Below are 24,976 nucleotides of genomic sequence, written 5' to 3' on the forward strand. Positions count from 1 at the left end.
AGAACGTCCTAGCAGCACTTTTGCTGCGCCCTAGAGGCCGAAGGCCGCCCTAGATTCTTGCGCCACGTAGTGGCGTCCTAGCATCTTATCTTCTTATAAACTCAATTGTATAAAACCACCCGCAGGTAAATGCGAGTTATAAGCTAATCCTTTAAATTGATTATCCAATAACAGCTGCTTATGTTCCGTCTCATTGGTGGCAATGCAAAGCTGTTCCTGTGGCAAAATAGTGCGAAACTGAACACTCGGTTTGCCCCAGTCCAATAGACCTAGCTGCAAACTATCCGACAGAGCCAATGGGCTAAGGCCTTCATCATTGCGTAAGTAACATCTAAGTCCCTTTCCTGCTTGGGCAATCGCAGCGCGATAACGCGTTAACTCAATCGCGATATAAACAATATCTACTGTGATATCTAGACCAGACTTCACTAAACGTTCATTCAAGTAACTCAGCATATTGAATGGGTCGATAATGGTTTTACTCTGGCCACTACGGTAACTCTTAAGTTTTTGATTCACGAAACTGCGTAGCAATACACAGGCAAATGCTGCGCGGTTATCCTCGGGATACAGGTGGGCCATATACATGATTAAGTAATCACTTCCCACCATCGTTGAATCAATAAAATAGCTACTGATATCACTGCTTTTAAACAAGCTGTAATCGACTTTTGCGGCGGGATAACTGATATTTGAAGCAGGAAAAAGTTGCTGCTGAACTTGCTTCGCAGCTTCAACGCTCTGTTCTAATATGGTTAAGTTATCGCTCAATTCCTGATGTGATAAGGAATCAAGGTCGGTCTGCGAAATATCATCAAGCTGATGTCGTTGCAACCCTTGTTGAATAGCTTGCTCGATAATAAAAAGATCAGCGACAGGTTTGACTAAATAATCACAGGCGCCAATACGCAAAGCTTCAACAACATCGGCCATGACATTGTTACCCGAGATAACAATTGAAGGCACTAGCGGCTCTAACTTGCTCATTTCCTTAAGCATATCTAAGCCACCCAGCTTTGGCATACTCAAATCGGCAAGAATAATGTCAAAACGTTGCTGCTTGAAATGAATAAGGCCCTGCTCACCATCACCAGCCTGCACTACTTGTGCGCCGCGGCCGCTTAAAAAGGTGGCAACAATTTGCCTAAATACTGGGTCGTCTTCAACCCACAGAATTGAAACATCATTTAACGCCATAAAAATTCCCGCATAACGTTTACTGCAACAGCAAATATTCAATCATGACATGGGAAGAATCATTTAATACGGCATTGGCTTGGCTGCATATTACTCCTGCAGCCAAGTTAGCGCATGAGCTTACTCGAGTTCTTGCATGTATTGATCGAGTAACTCATCATCTTCTTGTTTTTGAGGAACATTGCCATCATAGACCTTATAGTCCATGTGTTGTATGTACGCATCTTTCACGAAGGCATAGGGATCGAGCGCATTATCAACAAGTCTTTCTTGGTCAATCGCCGAGGCTCTAGCATGCAAGCTTTTGAGACCCCATTTAAGTACGGATTGCCACATTGTGAGTTCAGATAAGGGAAAGTATAGACCATCAACCCAATCTGACGCGAGTTCACGCGCGATATAAGGACCTGCAAATGGCGCCATAAAATAAGGTCCATTGGGGACACCGTAATAGCCTAAGACTTCGTTAAACTCGTCTTGTTTACGTGTCATCCCCATCATGTCTGCTACATCAATGACACCAAGCAAACCTATGGTTGAATTAACCGTAAAACGACCTCCAGCATTCGCAGCCCATCCCCATTTGCCTTGTAACAGGTTGTTTACCACGCTACTAGGTTCTTCTAAATTTTGTAAAAAATTATTAACCCCCGTCTTGGCTGGCAACGGAATGTAATCGTTATAACCATGAGCGACAGGACGATATAGGTATCTATCTAAATACAGATAGTTAAAATCCCACATCACACGGTTAAATCCCTCAAAGGGGTCTCTTGGGTCTTCGTAAGTAATTTTTACAGCTGAAGCAGTGTCCTTTGGAGTGGTATCGGGTACAGCAACCTCTGCGCCATAAACCTTGGGCAGTAATGCACATCCTAAAAGTACCCCTATCCATTTCAACTTCATATTGCTCTCTTAAATAAATGTACTGCCTAGTTAACGAGTTTTCGTTAAAGTGACCATAAACAAGTGACGATAAAAGATCAGTCTTCTAAGTCGTATACTGAGTATGACAGAAAAATGCCACCGCCTTTACAAAGCGCATAAGCATACTTGGCAAAACAGTTTGGTCAATTGTTAATTTTTTAAATAACGTACCGAAAGACATTCCAACAAGGGTCTAATATGGAGTCAATTACACCTAGCCAGATTACCAACGCACAATTAATCACTTCTGGGCCACCAAACAGTGACCTAAGTGCTAACGCGCGCCCTATTCCCGTAGAAGTAAAGCTTACTCCTGAAGGCGACAGTATTATTCTAAACGGTACAGAATATAATTTAAAGCTTGTTAATGCTCAGCAACGACAGGCGCTAATCATTGCTAGCCAATATTTAGTCAATCAAGTGCCAAATCAAACAAGTGAATCGAGTGCAATCCCCCCCCTCTCTCAACTCATTACCTTGGGCAATACTATTAACCTTAAGCTCCCTGAAGCCATCGTATTGCTTGCAAAACAAAATGGGATTCCCGAAGCAAAGCTATTTGCCATTTCGGGTCGCCCACAGGGGTATCCACTTCCGAATGTCATTGTTACTGCAAAAGAATTCCAATTCTCTAATGGAACCGTCGTACAACAAGATCCGGGAACGCGGCTCAACTCGGGGGAATATCAAGCAAAAATAGCCTTATCACAAGGGAAAGCTATTTTAGTGTTGACCCCAATACTGAGCAAACTCGAAATTCAAATTGGCGCCCCAATAAATGAAACTCAACTTCCCATTATTGATAAAAAAACAGCCGATGTCGTTATCACTAAAATGGAGCCCGTTCAAATAATTGCGAGTTTTTTGCGAAAACTTGAAGGCCTAGTCCCCCAAGCGGATAATTCTGCAACCAAATTAAATACGGCTACCACGCAAGGAGGAGCAACTTCAGAGCTAAAAATGCCCCATACTCACACGGCTTCTGTTGCCAATGAAGTTGCTAGTGTAAAAAGCTCACAATCAGATCTTCATCTTGCCTCAAGTTTACAAGCCAATACTGAACCAAAGCTGACTGCTGCAGTGCAAACAGCAACTCTTAGCAATAAGTTTCCAGAGATTAATCTCCAAACAAAGGCTCCTGAGCTCAACACACAAGCGAAGGACGCAATAACTGCAGATAAACATAACAAGCCAAACGAGGCTAATCCCTATGTAAATCAAGTACTTCAAAAAGCCTTTACTAAAGCAGGTGCTCTGCCAACAGAACAAATGCAATCCCGTACTAGCGCGAATTTAGCCGCAGAACTTTTAAAACATTTACCCAATTTGAGTCCACATCCATTAGGCCAGTTAAGCGATCCTAGTGAATTAAGAGACTGTATTCTTGGGTTTGCTACCTTAAATTTATCGACGCCGCAGCTGAACCAGACTTCGACACTGCTAAATGCAGGTGCCATTACGTCATTGTTTCAACTGTTATTAGGGGTTAGGGCAAATAATAACAATAGTAAAATGAGTGCAAAATTAGCCGATTACTTAGAACAACTCCAAACCAAAATCGGATTATCTCAGCACCAGCTGGGTCAATTTAGCAAAGCAGGCGGCTTAGAAAGTATGGGGCAACTCGCGTCAAGTCTGCAGATTTATCAGCAGGCTAGTAGTGAAAGTAATGGTAATTTAGTATGGTTTTTTGCCCTTCCCTATGGGATCAATCAACGACATGAACAATTAGAAGGTAAATTTGAGCGGGAAGCGGATAGCGATGCACAACAAAATCACAAAGGCTGGCATTTACAATTGAAATTTAATCTTGCACAGGGCCCCTTGCTGATATCGGCGCGTTTTCACCAACAAGTGTTAGATATTCAATTCAAAGGTGACAGTAAGTCGTTGCTCAATCGAGTCGATAACTTTCTTGCTCCACTTGGGCAAAAATTATCGCAATTGGGATTTACACCGGGAGAACTGTCTACACAACTAGCACCAGTGCCAGCAACCTTGCTCCCTGGCGACCATTTCCTTGTGAAAACAAAAGCATAATTAAGAGTTCACCATGACTGAAGAATACAAAAACCAGCAAGCAGTCGCCTTAAGTTATGACGGAAAGCATGCACCTAAAGTAGTCGCATCCGGTGAAGGACTGGTCGCTGACGAAATTATCGCCCTCGCTAAAGCCTCTGGCGTATATATTCATCAAGATCCGCATCTGAGTAACTTTCTTCGATTGCTTGAATTAGGTGAAGAAATTCCAAGAGAGCTATATCTGCTTATCGCCGAATTAATCGCATTTGTGTATATGTTGGATGGTAAATTTCCGGAGCAGTGGAACAATATGCATAAGAAGATTGTTGATCAGGCTTAAAGCAAGGGTGGTTAGGAGCGAGGAAAAACAGAGCGCTGCACTTCTAGAGAAAGCAGAGCGTCGCTTCGCTCCTTCTAGGTTCTAAATACTCCCCCAGAGACATGAGGTGGTGTCCTAAATTATTCACCTATTTACGGTGCAAGCGGATGAGTAGCTCAGCTTCAGCTTTCGGTAACTCACACTCTTTAATTAATTCATCCACACCAGCACCTAAGGCCACCATCTTCATGGCTCGCGAATAAAGTTTTGCCTGAGGATCCTGTTGGGTCGACTCTTCGATACGTTCAGATTGTTGATGTAAGCGTTTTTCCAGCTCAATCACACGGCGCCCCATACCAATTGTACCGCTGCGAAGCTCCTGCATCTCCCGCTTAAAAGTCTCGCGTTGACGATCGCCTTCTTTGACTAACACGGTTAACGCTTCAACTTTACTGCGCAACTTACTTAATTGTTTTTGAAGGTAAAGAACTAAACCTAAACACGCAATCACATAAACCAAGGCTGCGATTAAAAATTCATCGCCCATTAATCATCCCTACGCATCACAATAAGCAGAAATCAATAGCGGCTCATCGGCGACAAATAAAAACAGTAAACAAAGACTAAATGAACCGTTTGCATTATCAACAGCAAAGCGACAGATAAACTATCTGTCGCCAATAATGAAAACTTAGAGCTGATTTAACTCTGCCCATTCTTCATCGGATAATAGTTTGTCTAAATCGACAAGGATCAACAGCTCGTTATCACGGTTACTGACGCCTTGAATAAACTTAGCACTCTCTTCCGTACCAACGTTAGGCGCATTATCAATTTCAGAGCGGCGTAAATAGACCACTTCAGCAACACTATCAACCAAAATACCAATGACTTGTTTTTCAGCTTCAATGATCACAATACGTGTCGAATCATCGACTTCTGCTGATTGCAGTCCGAAACGTGAGCGGGTATCGATGACTGTCACCACATTACCGCGCAAATTAATAATCCCTAAAACATAGTGTGGGGCACCAGGTACTGGGGCAATTTCAGTGTAACGTAGTACTTCTTGTACCTGCATGACATTGATACCATAAGTTTCGTTATCTAACTTAAAGGTAACCCATTGCAGTACTGCATCATCTTTACTTGCAGCCACGGCTGCGACATTTCTTGTATCTTTCATGTTTACCTCAACCAATGGAGTCCTGACAGCCTAAACCCGCATCAAGCATTTGTACTAAGGCTTGTACGTGCAAAATGCCACACATTTGTTCTTTTACCACACCAGCTAACCAAGGACGTTTCCCCGCTTTGCTGCGCCAATTTACTTGCGATTTGTGAATTTTTACCGCATTAAGAAGGGACTCACAAGCTAATCCCCAATTACTGCCCTCTAATAATACAAGATATTGATAATTTACCGATTGCGCCAGTTTATCAGTGTATTTTTCTGGCATCACCCACGCACAAGTATCAACTAAATTTAATTGCTCTTCCCGATGGGTTTGAACACCAAGGAACCAAGAAGGACGGCCAATGATATGGTTTATCCGTTCTACTTTGACGATACCACCGAGACTGACTAAAGGGACTGCCAGCGTTAACCCTGCTACTTTAAAGAATAGTACTTGAAACTCATCATCGAGCACTTCTTGCAAATCTTTTGTCACACTTGGGGGTGCAAAACCGACTTGCGTTTCTGGGGCAGTTGATATGATCTCGTCTTGCTGTGGTTCAACATCTGCTGGCTTTACAACATTAGTGACTGCAATTGCTTCTACTGGCTTTGGCAACGATAAAGGCTGCTCGTTAAGCACTGTGGGCTTTGCAATGACGGGCTCTTGCGTTTTTAGCACAGGCGCGAGAAGTCTTTCTAACGCCTGTTTATTCACCAACGGCTCAGTATTTTCCTTAGTTGAAACTGTAACAATACTTTTTGCTCGAGCCAATTGCGCCTCAGGCACTGTAGAGGCCCTAGCATCCACTTTACTCCGCTCGTGTTCAGCCAAAATGGCATCATTTAACTGCTGAGCTTCCGTTTTTATACTGACATCAAATACTGAAGTAGCACTCGATTTAGAGTTAATTGGGGAAGCACTAAACGCACTATCGTCTTCGTGCAGCAATAATTCAAAAAAATCAAAAACAGTTTCATCAACCGATTTTGACATGGCCAAACTCCCCAGCTAAAAGAAAATCTAATAATCTTTCATAGGCTTTCACACCACGACAACCACTTGCATAATGGGAAGCAGGTAAATGCGCTAAACTTGCGTCTCTAAACTTAGTATCGACTGGGATCACATCACGCCATAGACTCTCACCATACTGCTCACTTAACAACTGCAGCGCAGCAGGTGAGGCTTTGGTACGTTTATCATACATGGTTGGCACTACGGTATAACTGTAACGAGTCTTTTTAGAACGTCCCATGATTTCCATAGTTTTCACCATACGTTCAAGTCCTTTTATGGCCAAAAACTCGGTTTGCACTGGAATCACAATATGTTGGCTAGCAGCAAGGGCATTCACCATCAGCACCCCCAACACCGGAGGACAGTCAACAATGGCAACATCATATTCATCAGCAACGAGGGCCAGTAGATTACGTAACACGAGCCCCATACCTTCTTGATGACCTAATGCTCTATCAAGAGTAGCTAGCGCCATCGTCGCTGGTAATAAATCTAAGCCATCCACTAAGGTTGGGACTATATGTGATTTAACCAACTCTTTGGTGAGATTTTGGTGCGCAATAAACACATCAAAAAGCGACCCAGGAACCTCTTCAGAGTCAATGCCAAGGTAGTAACCAAGTGAAGCGTGGGGATCTGTATCAATCATCAAGACGCGCTGACCCCGCTTAGCGAGCACTCCCGCTAAACTGGCTACTGAAGTGGTTTTTCCAACGCCACCTTTTTGATTCGCAATGGTCCAGACTTTCAAAGCACTGACCTCTTAAATGTTGATACTTTGCCATTTATGACGAGAATTGGCGGCATTCCACACTACTCCTCTTCCCTTGTAGTCACTCTTATGCCACCGTTTGGTAGACTGATCACCTTTACGCCATCGGCATTTTCTGTAATTACCACAGGGATCTTAGTTGACTCCTGTCGCGGCTCAGTTGCCACTGTAGATTCAGTCTGTAAACGCTGAATCGCTAATGGTGCAGCAGGTTGCGGCTCGGGCAAAAGTTGCTTGCCAGTATCAGGCGCTTGTTCAAGTAATGGCGGAATATTTTCTCCATTCGCCACCGATGCCTCAGGACCAAGCGTGACAGCTTTATGCTCGCCAGGTGCAACCATTTTTAGCATCGCCTTGGTTTGCTCTGGATGCGTAGCGAGCCAGTCAGCAATAACCTGCGCCTGTTCATCTGGCACCATGAGCATAACTTGAGTTGACTCTAAGCGTTTAACATCAGCACGCAGTTTGACATTTTTTCGATGATAATCAAAACTTAAGGCGCCAAGGCAAACTATCGCAATACCCATTAACACCATAATAAGCACAACATTTGTGCTTATTTGTGCTTTGCTACTAGCCACGCGCTGACTCTTTTAAAATCGACTCAGCCATGTTATCCAAAGAAATAGATTGCGTTGCGATTCCCGCACTTGCGACGGCTTGAGGCATACCATAGACGACACAACTCGCTTCATCCTGCGCCCAAATCGTAGCTCCTGCGGCTTTGAGCATTCGTGCACCTTCTCTGCCATCAGCCCCCATTCCGGTTAACACAACCGCCAGAACATCGCCACCATAGGCTTTTGAAGCAGAAGCAAAAGTGATATCCACACAAGGCTTATAATTCATTTCGGCACTACCCGCGAGCACTTTAATTCGTCCTGTAACACCTGCACGTTCGACCATCATCTGCATCCCTCCTGGCGCTAGATACGCGCACCCTGGACGCAAAATATCACCATTTGCAGCTTCTTTTACCTCAATCTTACACAAACCATTTAACCGACTCGCAAACGCTGGGGTAAAAGCCGCAGGCATATGCTGAATAAGCAAAATAGGATGTGGATAATTTGCAGGAAACTGGGTTAACACTTTCTGTAATGCAACAGGACCTCCTGTCGATGTGCCAATTAGCAGTAACTTATATTGCTTACCACTGGCACGAATAGACGATAAAGGAGAAGAACGAACTGGCACAGAGGCGCTTTGAACGGATGTGGTCGCATTTCCCACCGCCGTGCCAGTAGTTGGTCTTGGAGTAGCTGGAGCAACACTGGGACGTGTTATTGGACGGAAAATTCGACGACGACCAAGAGCCTTCACTCTTTGCTGCAATAATAAAATCGCTTCATCTTTATTGGTCGCAATATCTTCAAAACGCTTAGGTAAAAAATCTAACGCGCCCGCATCTAACGCATCTAAGGTAGCCTTAGCGCCATCGTGGGTTAATGAAGAGAACATCAGGATGGGTGTTGGACACTTTGCCATGATTTCACGGACAGCTGTGATACCGTCCATGACTGGCATTTCAATATCCATAGTGATCACTTGGGGATTGAGATCAGCAGCCATCTTAACCGCTTCAGCCCCGTTAGAGGCCGTCGCGATTACTTCCAATTCAGGATCTTGATTGACTATTTCACTAACACGTCGTCTAAAAAAGCTTGAGTCATCAACGACTAATACTTTAATGGCCATTCCATTCCTTAACTTGGAAACTAACTTTTATTTTTCGCATAATGCTTTAATAGCCCTGGAACATCCAAGATCAGCGCAATGCCACCATCGGATGTAATCGTTGCCCCCGCCATACCTGGCGTGCCATGCAACAGGGCCCCTAGCGGCTTAATCACCACTTCTTCTTGGCCAATAAGCGCATCCACAACAAAACCAATCTGCATAATACCTAACTGCACGATCACAACATGGCCATGTTTTTTGTCACCATGTTTAAAGTTGGTTTTATTTCGATGCAACCAATGCTCTAGATAGAAAAGTGGTACGGCCTTGTTACGAACAATCACAGTAAGCTGCCCGTCAACAATATTGGTCTTAGTTAGATCGAGGTGGAAAATTTCGTTAACACTAGATAATGGCAAAGCAAAGACTTGTTTAGCAACGTCAACCATTAGCGTTGGCATAATAGCCAAGGTTAACGGCACTTTAATCTCAAGTATGGTGCCTTTACCCTTCATAGAGTCAATGTGTACTGTGCCGTTGAGTTGAGTGATACGTGTTTTAACCACGTCCATCCCCACACCACGACCCGATATATCTGAAATTTCAACCTTGGTTGAAAAACCTGGAGCAAAGATCAGATTATAAGCCTCATTGTCTGTCATACGCGCAGCAGAATCTTCGTCCAGCACACCGCGTTTAATGGCAATTTGCTTTAGCTTTTCCGGATCCATACCTGCACCATCATCTTCGATTTTTAGCAGGATATGGTCACCCTCTTGGCTTGCTGACAAGGTTATTGTACCCGTTCTTGGCTTACCACAGGCTTCACGGTCATTCGGCATTTCAATACCATGGTCAACCGAGTTACGGACCAAGTGCACTAATGGGTCGGCCAGCGCTTCAACCAAGTTTTTATCGAGGTCAGTTTCTTCACCCACTAACACTAAATCAATTTCTTTATTGAGCGTACGGGCTAAATCACGAACAACGCGGGGGAAACGGCCAAACACTTTCTTGATGGGCTGCATTCGAGTTTTCATGACCGCACCTTGCAAATCGGCCGTCACTAAATCCAGATTCGCAAGCGCCTTAGACATCTCTTCGTCATCACGGCTAATACCCAAACTCACCAAACGATTACGAACCAATACTAACTCACCAACCATGTTCATAATTTGGTCGAGTCTAGCAGTATCGACGCGAACCGTCGTTTCACCTTGAGGCACGCTTGTCGATGATGCGGCTACAGCTGATTTAACTGGTGCTTTTTCAGCCACTACAACGTCAACCTGAGGTTTGACTGTTGGAGGTGCGGCAGGAGTGAGACTCGCTTTGGGAGCAACAGGCGTCGCAGTCGCTGCGACAGGAGTTGGAGCAGGTTTCGCAGGTTCAGCTTTCGCTACAGCTTTGGCTGGCGCCCCTCCTTTGCCATGAAGTTCGTCGAGTAAACGCTCAAACTCATCGTCAGTAATTTCGTCCGAATCCACAGACGTTGCAGTCGGTACTGTTGCTGACGTTGGCGCAGCAACTACTTCAGCCTTAGGCTTGGCTTGCGCAGGTTCTTCCACTTTGCCACTAAATTTACCTGAGCCATGAAGCTCATCGAGTAGCGCTTCAAACTCATCATCGGTGATATCATCACCCGAGGTGGCAGCTTGAGCAGGAGGTTTAACGGCATTAGAGACGGAAGCTGCTGCGACATTTGAAGTCGCTACGCCGGGACCTTTTCCGCTTCCATGCAGGGCATCAAGCAAAGCTTCAAATTCTGCTTCATTAATTTCGTCAATGCTTGAGCTTGCAGAGTCGACGATTTCAACAGGCATCTCTTCAATTACGGCCACTTCGACGATGGTTTCAATAACGGGTTCAGGAACAGGTTCTGGTTCTGGCGCACGTTGCCCTAATTCGGAGGGCAGTGGCTCACCTGAACTCAGCAGTTTTAATTTGGCGAGTAGTGCAGCATCGGCGGGATCTTGTTGCTCTCCCTGTTGGGTTTGAGCAAACATAGTATTAATCGCATCAACAGCCTGCAGAATGATGTCCATTAACTCTGCTGTGACGCTGCGCTTACCTGTGCGTAATAAATCGAAGGTGTTTTCTGCCTCATGGCAGACGTCAACCATGGGAGTCAGACTAAGGAAACCTGCGCCGCCCTTGACGGTGTGAAACCCTCTAAAAATGGCATTTAGCAAGTCAGTATCATCAGGATTATTTTCAAGGGCAACAAGCTGCTCTTGAAGCAACTCTAATATTTCCCCCGCCTCAATTAAAAAGTCCTGGAGTATCTCTTCATCTACATCAAAGGCCATCAAATTGACTCCCAGTTAGAAACCCAGACTCGATAGCAGATCATCCACTTCGTCTTGACCTGTTACTACATCTTGACGAAGCTCGGCATTCATTATCGGCCCTTCAGCTTCAATATTATTTTTCTGAGTAATCTGACTCTCAATTATTGGCTGCTCACCAAACACCGTCAGCATAGACACCAGATTACTTTCAACTTCCATCACTAGATCGATTACCCGGCGGATCATTTGTCCAGTCAGGTCTTGAAAATCTTGCGCCATCAATATTTGGTTAAGTAATTCGCGTAATCGGTTTGAGTCCAATTCACTGCGCGACATCAAATGCTGAACATTATGGCAAAGCACCTTAAAGTCACTTAGGGCAATTTCGCGACGCATTAATTTTTCCCACGATGGCATCACTTGTTGAATATTCGCGGTTAATGCATTCGCTAACGGCAAGCATTCCTCAACGGCATCCATGGTCTTATTTGCAGCTTGCTCAGTCATGTCAATTACATAACTTAGCCGCTCTTTAGCATCCGGTATTTCTGTATTCGCTAACTCAACCAAACGATTATCGATTTGGAAATCCATTAATGCACTGTGCAATTGGCGAGTCAGTTTACCCACCTCATCAAAAAGTTCCCTCTGGAGAGGCGCAGCTAGTTCCCTAAATAAATCATCAGCTTGAGAGTGTTCATTTGCACTTAATAGTTCTACTAAACGCTGAGCATGCTCGAGCGTGATGAGCCCTGATGTTTGTGACTTCATAGCTCATCCCTGCTTAAGCGAGTCGTTCGAATATTTTATCTAACTTCTCTTTCAATGTTGCTGCAGTAAAAGGTTTAACCACATACCCATTAACCCCCGCTTGCGCGGCAGCGATAATTTGTTCACGTTTTGCTTCTGCAGTGACCATTAATACAGGTAGATGCTTTAGAGAGTCATCGGCCCTGATGGCCTTAAGCAAATCAATACCCTGCATGCCTGGCATGTTCCAATCTGTTACGACAAAATCAAAATCGCCTTTTTGCAACATTGGCAAGGCGGTTGAGCCATCGTCTGCTTCTTGGGTATTGTTAAAGCCCAAGTCTCGCAACAAGTTCTTGATGATACGTCTCATTGTCGAAAAGTCATCAACGATGAGAATCTTCATATTCTTGTCCAAGGTTTCCTCCGGTGAGCTGACATTCTGTGCTCAATTAATAATTATACTTATGTCCACTGCTTGAGTTTGCCTTTGAGTCGCAACATTGCCTGACTTAATATCTGGCTAACTCGCGATTCGCTTACTTCAAGAATGGCGCCAATTTCTTTTAAATTCAATGCTTCATCGTAGTATAACGATAGCACTAGCGCATCTCTTTCGGGCAATATTTTTATCGCCTCAACAAGTGCAGAATGAAACTGGGTTTCTGCCAATACCTCAAACGTACCATCGCTAACATTATCGCTTGTAGTGAGTATATCCTCAGATACGCCTAAGTCTTCTATCCCTATGATTTTACCAACAGAAACATCGTTAAGAATATGATGGTACTCATCGAGCGTCATATCAAGTTTTTCTGCAATTTCTGTGTCGCGCGCATCACGACCTAGCACTTGCTCTAACTCATCAATAGCTTGGGCTATTCGGCGATTATTACGGTGAACAGAACGAGGAACCCAATCGCCACGGCGGATTTCATCCAACATGGCGCCACGGATCCTTATGCCGGCGAAGGTTTCAAACTTTGCACCTTTACCGCCATCAAACTTAGATGATGCTTCTAATAATCCCATCATCCCAGCCTGTAGCAGGTCATCTAACTGCACTGAGGCAGGTAATCTGGCAAGCAAGTGATGTGCAATTCTTTTAACCAACGGTGCATACTGTTCAACGATTGACGTTTTATTGTCTAAACAAGTATACGCTGCGGCTTTATTCACTCGTTTTTTCCTCTTGAAAATCTGGTCGATGAACTAAACGCTCAACGAAAAACTCCAAATGCCCACCAGGTTGCTGTGGAACTGGCCAACTCATAATTTTATTCGCTAGACCATGGTAAGCTATGGCCGAAGGAGACTTAGGGTAAGCCTCAACCACTAACTTTTGCTTACGAACCGATTTACGAAGATTTTCGTCAAATGGAATAGTTGCCACTAATTCGAGTGCCACATCCAGAAACCTGTCGGTCACTTTACTGAGTTTAGCAAACAATTCCATACCTTCTCGCAAACTACGCACCATATTTGCAACAATTTTAAAGCGGAAGACGCCGTGTTCACGGCTGAGGATTTTGATTAACGCATAGGCGTCAGTAATAGACGTTGGTTCATCACATACGACGACGAGTACATCCTGTGATGCACGGGAAAAACTGAGCACCATATCTGAAATCCCTGCCGCAGTATCGACGACAAGAATATCAAACTGAGTACGCATCTCACTGAAAGCACGAATTAAACCTGCATGTTGGGCAGGACTTAATTCAACCATGCCTTGAGTACCAGAGGTTGCAGGCACAATACCAATGCCTTTAGGGCCACGGACAATAATATCATCCAGCTCTGCATCGCCAGAGAGTACATGTGAAAGGTTACGTTCAGCACGGATCCCTAACATGACATCGACGTTTGCTAAGCCAAGGTCGGCATCAAGCACTAAGACACGCTTGCCTTTCTCGGCTAACGCAACGGCGGTGTTGATGGACACACTGGTTTTACCCACGCCACCTTTTCCACCCGTAACCGCGATTACTTTCACTTTTTCGTTATAGGGTTGATTCATCATACGTAAACCACTTGCTTGATCCAGGGTCATAACTCTACTCAAATGCACAGGTCATATTATCTGACCATGCTGTGTCTGGTAACGATTGTTGTTCAGTGTTTTCTAAGGCTGCTAATGCTTGCTCTGCGAGCAGAAGAGTATCGGCAACCTTCATATCTTCGGGCACTCGCTGCCCGTCCGTAACATAACTTAATGGCAACCCACTTTGGATCAACACACTTAATGCACCCGCTAACGACACGGATTCATCGAGTTTGGTGAGCACAACACCAGATAAGGGAATGCGTTTAAAGTGATTTACAGCATCTTGTAGCACGCGGCGCTGACCTGTGGCTGACAGTACCAGATAACTGCGGATAGGTATTCTGCTATTTGCAGTTAAATTATCAAGTTGCTGGTAAAGCCGCATATCTCGTTGGCCCATACCAGCGGTATCTATCAATACTAGCTTGCGATTTCTGAACTGATAAAGAATTTGTTCTAACTCTGCCAGATCATGGGCTTGTTTAACTGGGCAGCCCATAATTTTGCCATACGTTGCTAATTGCTCATAGGCACCAATACGATAATGGTCAGTGGTAATCAAAGCCACTTGGTCTGCCCCATGATGGGCGGCAAACCGTGCTGCCAGTTTAGCCAAGGAGGTGGTTTTACCAACACCCGTTGGACCAACCAACGCCACAACGCCGCCTTGTTTAACAATATCATCGCCTTGATTATCAAGCATATTAGCTAAGCTTTGTGGTAAGGCTCGTACTAACTCGGCGGGCGTATAGTGCTGACTTAATGCGGCTAACTTACTCGCTACAGCAGGAGAAAACTCCGCCTCCAGTAGTTTGGATTCGAGCATGGCACCGACGGGATCGATACGTTTTTTATGCTCAGTCATCAAAGCAGAAACCTGATGAGTGAGCAGATTACGTAAGGAAGCTAACTCATCACGCATCGCTTCAAGATCCGCATTTTGCTTTTGCGAAGTTTGCGGTTTCTTATCGAAGGAATTAGCCATATCACGGCGCTCAGCTTTAGCCGCAGCAGGTGCCTGTAATCCTTTTGCCCAAGCAGGAAGTTCAGCATCTTGTTGTTGATGCGTGAGTTGTTGGTTTAAACGATTTTGTTGCTTCTCAAGCAAGGCTTGTAATGAGTCAGCAGGCGCCGATGGTTTAAGTTTAGTTTCAGCGCGAATAGGAGCCTTACCGCCAAGAGAAACTAAGTCATCGCTCACATCCATAAAGGTTGGAGCCGCAGCCGACGCTTTAGCTTTAGGCTCGTCGTAGTCAACCGCAGCAACAATCTCAATGCCACCATTGACTTTTTTATTCGACATAATCACCGCATCTGAGCCGAGAGTGTCTTTCACTTGAGCCAGTGCAGCACGCATGTCTTTGGCAAAAAAACGTTTAATCTTCACTTATGCGTCCTCTACTGGCCGACGGCAGATACAATGCGTATTTGCTTTTCATCGGGGATTTCTTGGTAAGAAATCACTCTGAGATTAGGAATAGTATATTTAACAAAGCGAGACAGGGTCGCACGTAACATACCAGACGTTAGCAAAATGGCAGGCTGTCCGACCATCTCTTGCTTTTGAGCTGCATCCGCTAAGGATTGCTGCATACGCTCTGCAAGGCCTGGCTCGATATTTGGACCGTCGCCACCGGTTGCTTGCATTGATTGATGCAACATCTGTTCCAACTCTGGCGCCAAAGTTATGACGGGGATTTCAAGTTCAGGACCGGAGATCTCTTGAACTATCATGCGCTTCAATGCAATACGCACCGCCGCCGTTAACACTTCAGTATCGTTACTCTTAGTGCCGTATTCTAACAAAGTTTGCACTATGGTACGCAAGTCTCTGACAGAAACACCTTCATTTAATAGGTTTTGCATCACTTTTACGACATTTCCGAGCGGCATTACATCTGGAATAAAGCCATCCACCAACTTAGGCGAGTGTTTAGCAAGCATATCCATAAGTTGTTGCACTTCTTCGTAGCCAAGCAGTTTAGCAGCGTTATTGGTCAATATTTGACTGATATGGGTTGCCACTACCGTCGCGGCATCCACCACGGTATAACCTAAAGTTTGGGCATGCTCACGCAGTTCAGGGGCAATCCAAACCGCTTCAAGACCAAAGGCGGGATCGCGAGTTTCAATGCCATCTAACTTACCGTAAACTTGGCCAGGATTAATGGCGAGCTCGCAGTCATGGCGAATATCCGCCTCCCCTACGACGACGCCCATTAAGGAAATACGGTAAGCATTGGGTGAAAGGTCTAGATTGTCACGAATGTGTACCGCAGGCACCAAGAAACCCAATTCTTGAGAAAGTTTTTTACGTACACCTTTGATCCGACTAAGTAATTCCCCACCTTGGCCTTTATCCACTAATGGGATCAAACGATAACCGACTTCCAGACCGATAGTGTCAACATGGTGAACATCGTCCCAACTAAGTTCTTTCGGCTCTCTTTCAGCTCTTTCAGTCGGCCCTGTTTTTACTTGTTCCAAGGCTTTAGTGCGTTTAGCTTGATTACGTTTAAACACAAAGTAAGCAGCGGCGCCAGTGATAGTAGCAAAACTTAAAAATGCCATATGCGGCATGCCAGGCACTAACCCCATCACAAGCAATACGCCTGCTGCAATCCCTAACGATTTGTGACTGTCAAACATCTGACTCATCAACATCTGGCCCATATCGCCCGATTCATTTTGGCGAGTTACCATTAACGCGGCGGCGATCGAAAGTAACAAACCAGGAATTTGGGCAACTAAACCGTCACCGATAGTTAAGAGAGTATAAATTTCAACAGCTTGAGTAAATGTCAAGCCATGCTGCACAATCCCGATAATAAAACCACCGAGAATGTTGATCACTAAAATCATAATACCGGCAATCGCATCGCCCTTAACGAACTTAGAAGCACCGTCCATTGCGCCGTAGAAATCAGCTTCGCGAGTGACTTCAGCCCGTCTTGCTCTCGCTTGGTCTTGATTAATAATCCCCGCATTTAAGTCAGCATCAATCGCCATTTGCTTACCGGGCATCGCATCTAAGGTAAAGCGAGCACTCACCTCTGCAATCCGGCCAGCACCTTTAGTAACAACGGCAAAGTTGATAATAATCAGAATGATAAAAACGACTAAGCCAACAGCATAGTTACCACCAATGACTACAGAGCCAAAGGCCTCAATCACCTTACCTGCGGCATCACCACCGTTGTGACCTTCGAGTAACACTACACGAGTCGACGCCACGTTGAGTGCAAGCCGTAATAGCGTTGCGACTAACAGTACCGTTGGGAATGCGGCAAAATCTAAGGGTCTATCGGCATAAATTGCGACCAAAAGCACAATTAAAGCCAAGGCTATGTTAAAAGAAAATAAGATGTCGAGTAGAAACGGTGGGATCGGCAGCACGATCATTGCTAATGCTGCAAGCACTAGCATAGGTGTACCTATGCCCTTGAAAGAGCTCAGTTTCAGCTGTTTTACTTGGCCTAGGGTGGCTTTAACATCCATTAACAGATACCTAAACTTTGACGTATAACAGCTTAAAAGCAAAAAGCGCGCCAACAACTAGCAATCAGATTGTTATGCCAATGTTCGGCTGACCTGATTAAGGCAGAACGAACAAAATCTAATCTCGAAACGTCAACACCGCCCTAGTACTTAAGATCATCAGGAATAGGTTGATTCAGAGGGATTGGGATAGGTTTACGGCCACGCCCTTTTTGATACTGTCTTAGCTGGAAAACATAAGCTAGCACCTGCGCTACAGCAGTAAATAAGCCTTCGGGGACTTGCTGATCAAGTTTAGTGGTATGGTAAATCGCCCGCGCAAGAGGCGGAGCGGTAACGATGGCAATATTGTGCGCTCTAGCCACCTCACGAATTTTAAAAGCGACGTCGTCCACACCTTTGGCAATCACAAAAGGCGCTGCTGAGCGCTTAACATCGTATTTAATCGCGACAGCATAGTGCTCGGGGTTTACCACTATCACATCCGCATTAGGCACTTCTGCCATCATGCGTCGCTGCGCGAGTTCTCGCTGCATTTGCCGAACTCGGCCTTTGACCTCAGGTTTACCTTCGGTATCTTTATATTCGTCTTTGACTTCCTGCTTAGTCATTTTCAGCTGCTTATTATGGTTCCAGATCTGAAATGGCACATCGATTACCACAATGACTAATACAGAAGAGCAAAGCAGGATAAACATCCATACCAGTAAATCTAAAGCGTGATACACATTCCCTGGAAGATGATCTGCTGAAAGTAGCAAAATATCATTAAAATAATGACTTAGAAGCAGGTAAGACGCGAGTGCGACCACAGAGAACTTAGCAATCCCCTTGGTTAATTCCACTAGAGCCTGAACGCCAAACATACGCTTAAAGCCCGCAATCGGACTCATTTTACTGGCCTTGGGCATCATGGCCTGGGTCGAAAAATTCATCCCTCCAAGGGACACGTTACCGATAAATGCCACAACCACGATCAGCAACATAATCTTAAGCAACGGCCAACCTATTTCGCTACCAACAACGCCCCAAACATTAAACATCTGGTTAGTATCAAAAATTGCCGCGCGGTCCATAGTAAATACGCGCTCGAAGACATTAGAAAGTGCTTTCGCAATCCCAGGGCCAAGCATATACAAGCCAGTCGCTGCCGAAAGCAGAACTGTGGCAGTACCTAATTCTTTGGAACGGGCAACCTGACCTTTTTCGCGCGCTTGCTCGAGGCGCCTCCCGGTGGGTTCCTCACTGCGTTCGCCGCTACTTTCTTCAGCCATTATCTCTTCCTATCCGGTTAGAAGTTAAAGAATGCCATCGGCTTGGCACTGAAGTCCTAAAATATCACACAGCAACAGCTGTGCCGATGCCCATACCTCATCGAAATGAGCCATAACGGGAGTTAAGGTTAACCACAAAATTAACAGCCCACCAATCATAGTGATAGGAAAACCAATCGAAAAAATGTTGAGCTGCGGCGCAGCACGTGTCATCACCCCAAAGGATAAATTCACAAGCAATAACGCAATAATCGCTGAAAGCGACATAGTTAATGCCGCGCCAAACATATAGGATCCCCACTCAGCTAACGAGCGATAACTGGTTAGGGTTAATCCCACATTAGAAATCGGCAGCGTATCAAAACTGGCCACTAACATACGGATCATCAATAGATGACCATCAACGGCCAAAAAAATTAAGGTCGCAAGCAGCAGGAAAAAGTTACCAATTACTGGCGTTTGCTGGCCTGAACTCGGATCGACCATGGATGCAAAACCCAAGCTAGTCTGCATACCAATAATTTGTCCAGTTAACACAAAGGTTTGCATCACCATCTGGGTCACAAAACCCATGGCCACGCCAATAATAATTTGCTGAGCGGTAATAAAAACGGCGCTTAGGGAAAATAATTGTGCATCTTTAACGGGGGGTAACACTGGCGCAATGGCTAACGTAATGGCAATAGCAAGGAGTAAACGCACCCGAGTGGGAGTGGTTGCCGCGCCAAAAACCACCATAACCATCAGCATGCTGGCAACTCGAAACAATGGCCACATATAGGAGGCTATGGTTTGCATTAATGTATCGAGCAGCAGCTCCATGGACTTAACCTATCACTTGAGGAATACGGTTAACCATTTCAATAAAGAAGTCCATCAAGGTTTGTACTAACCAATGACCCATTAGCATTAAAGCCAGCAAGGTCACAATTAACCTTGGCAGAAAGCTTAAGGTTTGTTCGTTAATCGAGGTCGCTGCCTGGAAGACCGCCACAATTAAACCGATCCCCAAGCCGGGCAATACAATGGCCGAAACCATCATCACAATCACCGCTAAGGCTTCACGGAAAATATCGATTAGCGCTTCTGGCGTCATCTTAGCTCTCCGCTCGTCTAACCAAAGCTATTGGCTAAGGTGCCCATCACGAGTCCCCAACCGTCAACAAGCACAAACAACATGATCTTAAAGGGTAATGACACAATCATAGGGGAGAGCATCATCATACCCATGGCCATTAAGATACTGGCCACCACTAAATCCAGCACTAAAAAAGGCACGAATAACATAAAACCAATTTGAAAGGCCGTTTTGAGCTCACTGGTGATAAATGCAGGCACTAACACACTCATTGGTGCTTCTTCGGGTGAATTAATATTCTGGTACCCCGAGATCTCGATAAAGGTTTTGAGATCTGTGGTACGAACTTGCCCCAGCATAAATGCCCGTAATGGCTCTTTCCCCTTATCGAAGGCCTGTTGCAGAGTGAGCTGCTCATCAATATAGGGTTTTACCCCTTGGTCATAAATTTTGTCGAACACGGGCGCCATGATGAAAAAGGTCATAAACAGACTCATACCGATTAACACTTGGTTAGAAGGTGTCTGCTGTAAACCAATGGCTTGGCGCAGAATGGAGAGCACTACAATGATGCGGGTAAAGGACGTTAACATAATGACCATGGCGGGTATAAAACTCAGCGAGGTCATCAGCAGTAATATCTGCATGGTCACTGAGTATTCGGTTGAGCCATCCGCAGCGGTTTTTACCGTAACAGCCGGTAATACACCATCAGCCGCCCCTGCCGATGCAACAAACAACAGTGTACTAAGCCCAATAAAAGTGAGGATGTACTTCATCATTGTTTTAATTTCGCCTGCCGTAGCTTGTCCGCAAAAGAAACGGATTCAATTTGAATGGGCTGCGCTAATTTATCAATTAAATTAACTTGTTGCCCGCTAACTCCCAACAAATACTGCTGTTCGCCAACCTGAACTAAGACTAAACGCTCCTTCTGCCCAAGTGAGGTCACTGCCAGCGTTTTCAGTACACTATGATTGGTAGGCACTAAATTAAATCGCCTTAGCAAGTAAGCTAAGGCGAAAATCAGTAATAGCACTAAAATAAGGCCACCTAGCATACTCGCAGCGGCAGCCATTTGTGAGGGTTCGGTTATTTTTGCCGTTGCAGCACTACCTTCATTGGCAATGCCAGCCACACTCGCCTGAGTCGCTGACACTAGACTGAGAATTACCGATGTGCTCATCTTGCTCCTTCAGGCTTTGCTTAACCGTTTATATTACTTAAGCTTTTTAATCCGCTCGGTCTGGCTAATCACATCTGTTAAGCGAATACCAAATTTATCGTTCACCACAACCACTTCACCATGGGCGATAAGCGTGCCATTGACCATCACATCCAAAGGCTCACCAGCAACCCTATCGAGCTCTACTACAGAACCTTGGTTGAGCTGTAATAGGTTTCGGATACTGATGAAGCTGCGGCCGACTTCCATCGAAATCGTCACTGGAATATCTAAAATGGTGTCTAGTTTAGCCGCTTCAGCCTTACTAATCGGCTGCGAGTCATCCACTAGCTCATCAAGACCAACGGCATTCGCTTCTTCGAGTGCTTGTTCGGCCATGGCTGCTGCCCAATCGTCATCTGTACTCATCTCACTTCACCTTTATAATTCTGATATATCTCTGGCTTTGCCTTTACGCGTTACTAATTGCAGTTCGGATTTGACCGTCTCAGGACGTGGGATTTTTTCGTAAATTTTAAGTGCTAGATTATCGCGAGAGCGCCCCATTTTACAGCGGTAAGTTGGTAAGTCCTCGATTCTCATCATAATGTACTCAGGTAACTCGATAGGAATAATATCCCCGGCTTTAAAGTTCATTACATCTTTGAGAGTGAGCTCATGCTCAACCACTGTAGCATCGAAGCCTACTTTTACGTCCATAATCTCATCGTGCAGCGCCTGTGACCAACGCATATCCGTATCTTGTTTATCACTCTGGACACCAGCATCGAGTAATTCGCGGATAGGTTCAATCATCGAATACGGCATAGTGATGTGAAAGTCACCACCACCGCCATCGACTTCAATATGGAAAGAGTTAATTACAACCACTTCGGTTGGGCTGACAATGTTAGCCATCGCGGGGTTAACTTCGGAGTCGAGATAATCAAACTCCACATCCATGACAGGTGCCCAAGCATCTTTATAGTCTTCAAAGATAATTTTAAGCAACAACTGTACAATGCGACGCTCAGTCGGTGTAAATTCCCGCCCTTCAATCTTGGCATGAAAACGTCCATCACCACCAAAAAAGTTATCCACCAGAATAAACACTAAGCGCGCTTCCATGGTAATGAGCGCAGTGCCTTTTAAAGGATGGAAACGCACCATGTTCAGACTGGTTGGGACGAAAAGAGTATGTACGTACTCACCAAACTTAAGCATTTGCACGCCATTGATCGACACTTCGGCCGCACGACGCATCATATTGAACATACTGATCCGCAGGTGACGGGCAAAACGCTCATTCACAATTTCAAGCGTGGGCATACGACCACGCACAATACGATCTTGGGAGGAAAAGTCGTAGGAGCGAGCTTCTTGCCCAACGGCATCAAGCTCATTATCCTCTTCGACGTCATCGACCCCGTGTAAGAGCGCATCAATTTCGTCTTGGCTTAATAAATCACTCACAGTATTGTCTTCGCCTCTTTAAGGTGCTGAAGATAAAGGTTATTGCATCACAAAACCGGTAAAGAGCACTTTTTCAACCACTTTGCGCCCTGTCACAGGTTGCAACGTGTTTTGTACACTTAACAGGGCTAATTGTCGCAATTCATCTTTACCTGCCTGAGTGCTCAACTTTTGTACATCGGCTCCGCTAAATGTGGTTAACAGCGCATCTTCAATCAATGGTATGTGCTTTTGGGTCAATACATCATCCTCTTGGCCTCTTACCATTAGTTGCACTTTAATTTCGACGAGACGAGCACGATCCGGTCCTGGAAGGTTAAATAAAAATGGACGAGGCATAGGCACATAGGCTGCCAATGCAGGCTCTGCTGCGGGAGCTTCTGCAGTGGTCTTTACACCTTCAGCGCCTTCCACGGGAGCCTCATCACTGCTACCGAGGAAAAACCAAAGCGCGCCACCTATCAGAAGGGCTGCTAACACCCCTACGCCAATAAAGATAAATAGCTTCTTTTTACTTTTTGGCGCTTCGGTGCTTTCAAGTTCTAATGATTCTTCCTTGGCCATGTTCTGTACTCTTTAATTGGCTAAATCCGGGAATGGGTTACGTCGCGGATTATAATCCGCTTTATTACTATAGGTTACCTGCTTAAGCGTAATAATCTATACCCGAATTTAAACTAGTTGCTTGATTTAAACCTAAATCTAGTTCTTCTGCCGAGAAATCATCCACATTTCCACCGCTTGAACCTCCAGCATCACCAAATCTCCCTTCTCGCCGTTGACCTTGGTCCCCTTGGGAGACATGACTGTCAGCAAGCTGCATGCCTTGTTCCTGTAACAATTCACGTAAGCGAGGAATAGCCTGTTCCACTAGATCGCGGGTCTGGGATTGTGTCACATGAAACTGCACTTGTGTCTGATCACCATGGACCTGAATTTTAACCAACATATGACCAAGCTCAGGTGGATCTAAGCGGATTTCTGCTTGTTGAATACCTTGGCTAACCATAGTCACAAGTTGCTGTTTCATCACAGGAGAAAAGCGCTGGATCATCTCCTGCATTTGGTTTTGATTTTCAACCCCTTGACGTAAGGAAAGCTGAACTGGTGATATTTCTTGGCGATGAACTTGCTGATTCGTTATAGCGTGCAACGTCGATACCGCTTTAAACTCCACAGGCTTAAATTCCGCACTAGATTCTTCGCTCCCCGTTTCGAGTGAAGGTAAGGTGTTATCCTGCGGTCCATCAAGCGCGACGGCTAACTTAGCGTCTTTTAACAATAATCCCGCCGAAATTTCTGCGCGAGAGGGGTTATCGTCACTAGCATTCGGATCGACAGGTACAGCCCCTAGTGTATTAGGATCTTTACTGTTAACCCCTGTGGCCATATTTACTGACAATCCTTGCGCATCTGTCACCGAGGCATTAGTCGTTTTATTGGATGTTAAATGATCAACCGTTGGCGTAATCGTTTTTTCGGCTACCTGAGCCGACACATTGACCGACTTGCCATTCAATACGTCCTCTTTCGATCCCAAAAGAGCCTCCGCATCATCCGAAAGAGCAATCTTATCGGAAATATCCGGATTTGCCGTTGAAGTTAACGCATTAAAAGATTGAGTGAGTTCAGCCTCGGTAGTTGATGAAGCCTGCTGCGATAACTGTAGCGAAGTTTGCACTGTGCCCAGCTCGGTTCTAGTTTGGCTTGCGAGCTCAGTATCCGCTTCTGAGGTCGAAGTTTGATTTACGCTTTGTGTCATAACAGCTGCATCAGCAGTAACACTCACGTGGGAGTCTTTGCTTGGCTCAGCAAATTTAGCTAGCTCATCTAAAAAAGTGGCCACTGTGGCTTCTTCTGCTGGTAAAGCCCCACCCTCAGCCAACACTGATAATGAGCTAGCAGCATCTTCAATTGCCGTTAATTGACCCTCAAGCGGCAAAGCATCGCCCGTTACGGCCGCTTTTTTCATCTCGTTTGCCATACCAATTTGAGCAAAAATCAAGTTGATATCGGTAGCATCCTCAGCTTGCTCCTCATCTACACTGGATTCTGGTTGCCCTGATTTGACAGGCATATCTTTAGATAAGTTAGATTTAGTTGGTGTTTCAGAAACAGAGACAACTGAAGCCAAAGCTGCCGAAAAGTCTTCACTATTAGTCTCTTGCGCCATTACTTTACTTGAGCTAGCACTGTTTTTTGCGCTTGAGGCTAATAGGATATTGTTCATTTGTTGCATATAAACTCCTAAACATCCGCCCGAAGAAAAACAACAAAGGCAAATG

Annotated in this window: 26 protein-coding genes; 2 read left to right on the plus strand and 24 right to left on the minus strand. The window is 45.1% G+C overall.

The features are described 5' to 3' along the window. Nucleotides 1-93 precede the first annotated feature (93 nt). Both H9J30_RS01370 and H9J30_RS01375 read right to left on the minus strand, forming a co-directional pair. Entirely contained in the window at nt 94-1,197 is a 1,104-nt protein-coding gene (locus tag H9J30_RS01370) for a response regulator (RefSeq protein ID WP_240129364.1), read from the minus strand. A 120-nt stretch (nt 1,198-1,317) separates the two neighbouring features. Continuing rightward, nucleotides 1,318-2,103: an MlaA family lipoprotein gene (locus H9J30_RS01375; RefSeq protein WP_240129365.1), complete on the minus strand. Its 786-nt coding sequence runs from the start codon at nt 2,101-2,103 to the stop codon at nt 1,318-1,320. A gap of 219 nt (nt 2,104-2,322) precedes the next feature. Here H9J30_RS01375 and H9J30_RS01380 point away from each other — a divergent pair, with 219 nt between their 5' ends. Next, nucleotides 2,323-4,164, plus strand: coding sequence for a hypothetical protein (locus H9J30_RS01380; RefSeq protein WP_240129366.1), 1,842 nt, complete (start codon nt 2,323-2,325; stop codon nt 4,162-4,164). Nucleotides 4,165-4,177: 13 nt separating this feature from the next. Continuing rightward, nucleotides 4,178-4,486, plus strand: coding sequence for an EscU/YscU/HrcU family type III secretion system export apparatus switch protein (locus H9J30_RS01385; RefSeq protein ID WP_240129367.1), 309 nt, complete (start codon nt 4,178-4,180; stop codon nt 4,484-4,486). A gap of 127 nt (nt 4,487-4,613) precedes the next feature. Here H9J30_RS01385 and H9J30_RS01390 read toward each other — a convergent pair whose 3' ends face one another. The 22 genes from H9J30_RS01390 to H9J30_RS01495 form a co-directional block, all read right to left on the minus strand. Continuing rightward, entirely contained in the window at nt 4,614-5,012 is a 399-nt protein-coding gene (locus H9J30_RS01390; protein WP_240129368.1) for a DUF2802 domain-containing protein, read from the minus strand. Nucleotides 5,013-5,156: 144 nt separating this feature from the next. Next, nucleotides 5,157-5,651: a chemotaxis protein CheW gene (locus H9J30_RS01395; protein ID WP_011073088.1), complete on the minus strand. Its 495-nt coding sequence runs from the start codon at nt 5,649-5,651 to the stop codon at nt 5,157-5,159. A 7-nt stretch (nt 5,652-5,658) separates the two neighbouring features. Beyond that, nucleotides 5,659-6,639, minus strand: a complete 981-nt coding sequence (locus H9J30_RS01400; protein ID WP_240129369.1) for a chemotaxis protein CheW — start codon at nt 6,637-6,639, stop codon at nt 5,659-5,661. Then, a complete protein-coding gene (locus H9J30_RS01405; protein ID WP_011073090.1) occupies nt 6,623-7,414 on the minus strand; it encodes a ParA family protein in 792 nt (263 codons plus the stop codon). The genes H9J30_RS01400 and H9J30_RS01405 overlap by 17 nt, the downstream gene beginning before the upstream one ends. Before the next feature lie 62 nt (nt 7,415-7,476). After that, entirely contained in the window at nt 7,477-7,995 is a 519-nt protein-coding gene (locus H9J30_RS01410) for a membrane anchored protein in chemotaxis locus (protein ID WP_240130041.1), read from the minus strand. A 13-nt stretch (nt 7,996-8,008) separates the two neighbouring features. Beyond that, complete coding sequence (locus tag H9J30_RS01415) at nt 8,009-9,133, minus strand: protein-glutamate methylesterase/protein-glutamine glutaminase (protein ID WP_240129370.1); 1,125 nt, start codon at nt 9,131-9,133, stop codon at nt 8,009-8,011. Between the two features lie 20 nt (nt 9,134-9,153). Beyond that, nucleotides 9,154-11,424 (minus strand): chemotaxis protein CheA, encoded by a 2,271-nt coding sequence (locus H9J30_RS01420; protein WP_240129371.1) that lies wholly within the window; start codon nt 11,422-11,424, stop codon nt 9,154-9,156. A 15-nt stretch (nt 11,425-11,439) separates the two neighbouring features. After that, entirely contained in the window at nt 11,440-12,177 is a 738-nt protein-coding gene (locus H9J30_RS01425) for a protein phosphatase CheZ (protein ID WP_240129372.1), read from the minus strand. 13 nt (nt 12,178-12,190) lie between these two features. Next, complete coding sequence (gene cheY / locus H9J30_RS01430; RefSeq protein WP_007649667.1) at nt 12,191-12,574, minus strand: chemotaxis response regulator CheY; 384 nt, start codon at nt 12,572-12,574, stop codon at nt 12,191-12,193. Between the two features lie 47 nt (nt 12,575-12,621). After that, nucleotides 12,622-13,335 (minus strand): RNA polymerase sigma factor FliA, encoded by a 714-nt coding sequence (locus H9J30_RS01435; RefSeq protein WP_011073095.1) that lies wholly within the window; start codon nt 13,333-13,335, stop codon nt 12,622-12,624. Then, entirely contained in the window at nt 13,328-14,209 is an 882-nt protein-coding gene (locus H9J30_RS01440; protein ID WP_240129373.1) for a MinD/ParA family protein, read from the minus strand. The genes H9J30_RS01435 and H9J30_RS01440 overlap by 8 nt, the downstream gene beginning before the upstream one ends. A gap of 4 nt (nt 14,210-14,213) precedes the next feature. Further along, nucleotides 14,214-15,590 carry a flagellar biosynthesis GTPase FlhF gene (gene flhF, locus H9J30_RS01445; RefSeq protein WP_240129374.1) on the minus strand — a complete coding sequence of 459 codons (1,377 nt, stop codon included), beginning with the start codon at nt 15,588-15,590 and terminating at the stop codon, nt 14,214-14,216. 11 nt (nt 15,591-15,601) lie between these two features. After that, nucleotides 15,602-17,701 carry a flagellar biosynthesis protein FlhA gene (gene flhA / locus H9J30_RS01450; RefSeq protein WP_240129375.1) on the minus strand — a complete coding sequence of 700 codons (2,100 nt, stop codon included), beginning with the start codon at nt 17,699-17,701 and terminating at the stop codon, nt 15,602-15,604. A 143-nt stretch (nt 17,702-17,844) separates the two neighbouring features. Then, nucleotides 17,845-18,975: a flagellar biosynthesis protein FlhB gene (gene flhB / locus H9J30_RS01455; RefSeq protein WP_240129376.1), complete on the minus strand. Its 1,131-nt coding sequence runs from the start codon at nt 18,973-18,975 to the stop codon at nt 17,845-17,847. A gap of 24 nt (nt 18,976-18,999) precedes the next feature. Then, a complete protein-coding gene (gene fliR / locus H9J30_RS01460; protein WP_011073100.1) occupies nt 19,000-19,797 on the minus strand; it encodes a flagellar biosynthetic protein FliR in 798 nt (265 codons plus the stop codon). Nucleotides 19,798-19,801: 4 nt separating this feature from the next. Continuing rightward, complete coding sequence (gene fliQ, locus H9J30_RS01465) at nt 19,802-20,071, minus strand: flagellar biosynthesis protein FliQ (RefSeq protein ID WP_011073101.1); 270 nt, start codon at nt 20,069-20,071, stop codon at nt 19,802-19,804. Between the two features lie 17 nt (nt 20,072-20,088). Beyond that, nucleotides 20,089-20,835 carry a flagellar type III secretion system pore protein FliP gene (gene fliP, locus H9J30_RS01470; protein WP_240129377.1) on the minus strand — a complete coding sequence of 249 codons (747 nt, stop codon included), beginning with the start codon at nt 20,833-20,835 and terminating at the stop codon, nt 20,089-20,091. Then, complete coding sequence (gene fliO, locus H9J30_RS01475; protein ID WP_011073103.1) at nt 20,832-21,239, minus strand: flagellar biosynthetic protein FliO; 408 nt, start codon at nt 21,237-21,239, stop codon at nt 20,832-20,834. Before fliO ends, fliP begins: the two co-directional genes overlap by 4 nt. A 33-nt stretch (nt 21,240-21,272) precedes the next feature. Then, nucleotides 21,273-21,647 carry a flagellar motor switch protein FliN gene (gene fliN, locus H9J30_RS01480; RefSeq protein ID WP_011073104.1) on the minus strand — a complete coding sequence of 125 codons (375 nt, stop codon included), beginning with the start codon at nt 21,645-21,647 and terminating at the stop codon, nt 21,273-21,275. 12 nt (nt 21,648-21,659) lie between these two features. After that, nucleotides 21,660-22,691, minus strand: a complete 1,032-nt coding sequence (fliM, locus tag H9J30_RS01485; RefSeq protein ID WP_011073105.1) for a flagellar motor switch protein FliM — start codon at nt 22,689-22,691, stop codon at nt 21,660-21,662. A 39-nt stretch (nt 22,692-22,730) separates the two neighbouring features. Further along, entirely contained in the window at nt 22,731-23,255 is a 525-nt protein-coding gene (gene fliL / locus H9J30_RS01490) for a flagellar basal body-associated protein FliL (protein WP_240129378.1), read from the minus strand. An 82-nt stretch (nt 23,256-23,337) separates the two neighbouring features. Continuing rightward, complete coding sequence (locus H9J30_RS01495; RefSeq protein WP_240129379.1) at nt 23,338-24,930, minus strand: flagellar hook-length control protein FliK; 1,593 nt, start codon at nt 24,928-24,930, stop codon at nt 23,338-23,340. Between the last annotated feature and the right edge of the window lie 46 nt (nt 24,931-24,976).

The sequence above is a fragment of the Shewanella cutis genome (genome assembly GCF_022410515.1).
In the GTDB taxonomy this organism is placed as follows: Bacteria; Pseudomonadota; Gammaproteobacteria; order Enterobacterales; family Shewanellaceae; genus Shewanella; species Shewanella cutis.

What these genes read in the sequence shown, in the direction of transcription:
- H9J30_RS01370 (WP_240129364.1), bottom strand. Translation starts at nt 1,197, where the DNA reads ATGGCGTTAAATGATGTTTCAATTCTGTGGGTTGAAGACGACCCAGTA.
- H9J30_RS01375 (WP_240129365.1), bottom strand. Translation starts at nt 2,103, where the DNA reads ATGAAGTTGAAATGGATAGGGGTACTTTTAGGATGTGCATTACTGCCC.
- H9J30_RS01380 (WP_240129366.1), top strand. Translation starts at nt 2,323, where the DNA reads ATGGAGTCAATTACACCTAGCCAGATTACCAACGCACAATTAATCACT.
- H9J30_RS01385 (WP_240129367.1), top strand. Translation starts at nt 4,178, where the DNA reads ATGACTGAAGAATACAAAAACCAGCAAGCAGTCGCCTTAAGTTATGAC.
- H9J30_RS01390 (WP_240129368.1), bottom strand. Translation starts at nt 5,012, where the DNA reads ATGGGCGATGAATTTTTAATCGCAGCCTTGGTTTATGTGATTGCGTGT.
- H9J30_RS01395 (WP_011073088.1), bottom strand. Translation starts at nt 5,651, where the DNA reads ATGAAAGATACAAGAAATGTCGCAGCCGTGGCTGCAAGTAAAGATGAT.
- H9J30_RS01400 (WP_240129369.1), bottom strand. Translation starts at nt 6,639, where the DNA reads ATGTCAAAATCGGTTGATGAAACTGTTTTTGATTTTTTTGAATTATTG.
- H9J30_RS01415 (WP_240129370.1), bottom strand. Translation starts at nt 9,133, where the DNA reads ATGGCCATTAAAGTATTAGTCGTTGATGACTCAAGCTTTTTTAGACGA.
- H9J30_RS01420 (WP_240129371.1), bottom strand. Translation starts at nt 11,424, where the DNA reads ATGGCCTTTGATGTAGATGAAGAGATACTCCAGGACTTTTTAATTGAG.
- H9J30_RS01425 (WP_240129372.1), bottom strand. Translation starts at nt 12,177, where the DNA reads ATGAAGTCACAAACATCAGGGCTCATCACGCTCGAGCATGCTCAGCGT.
- H9J30_RS01440 (WP_240129373.1), bottom strand. Translation starts at nt 14,209, where the DNA reads ATGACCCTGGATCAAGCAAGTGGTTTACGTATGATGAATCAACCCTAT.
- flhA (WP_240129375.1), bottom strand. Translation starts at nt 17,701, where the DNA reads ATGGATGTTAAAGCCACCCTAGGCCAAGTAAAACAGCTGAAACTGAGC.
- flhB (WP_240129376.1), bottom strand. Translation starts at nt 18,975, where the DNA reads ATGGCTGAAGAAAGTAGCGGCGAACGCAGTGAGGAACCCACCGGGAGG.
- fliR (WP_011073100.1), bottom strand. Translation starts at nt 19,797, where the DNA reads ATGGAGCTGCTGCTCGATACATTAATGCAAACCATAGCCTCCTATATG.
- fliQ (WP_011073101.1), bottom strand. Translation starts at nt 20,071, where the DNA reads ATGACGCCAGAAGCGCTAATCGATATTTTCCGTGAAGCCTTAGCGGTG.
- fliP (WP_240129377.1), bottom strand. Translation starts at nt 20,835, where the DNA reads ATGATGAAGTACATCCTCACTTTTATTGGGCTTAGTACACTGTTGTTT.
- fliO (WP_011073103.1), bottom strand. Translation starts at nt 21,239, where the DNA reads ATGAGCACATCGGTAATTCTCAGTCTAGTGTCAGCGACTCAGGCGAGT.
- fliN (WP_011073104.1), bottom strand. Translation starts at nt 21,647, where the DNA reads ATGAGTACAGATGACGATTGGGCAGCAGCCATGGCCGAACAAGCACTC.
- fliL (WP_240129378.1), bottom strand. Translation starts at nt 23,255, where the DNA reads ATGGCCAAGGAAGAATCATTAGAACTTGAAAGCACCGAAGCGCCAAAA.
- H9J30_RS01495 (WP_240129379.1), bottom strand. Translation starts at nt 24,930, where the DNA reads ATGCAACAAATGAACAATATCCTATTAGCCTCAAGCGCAAAAAACAGT.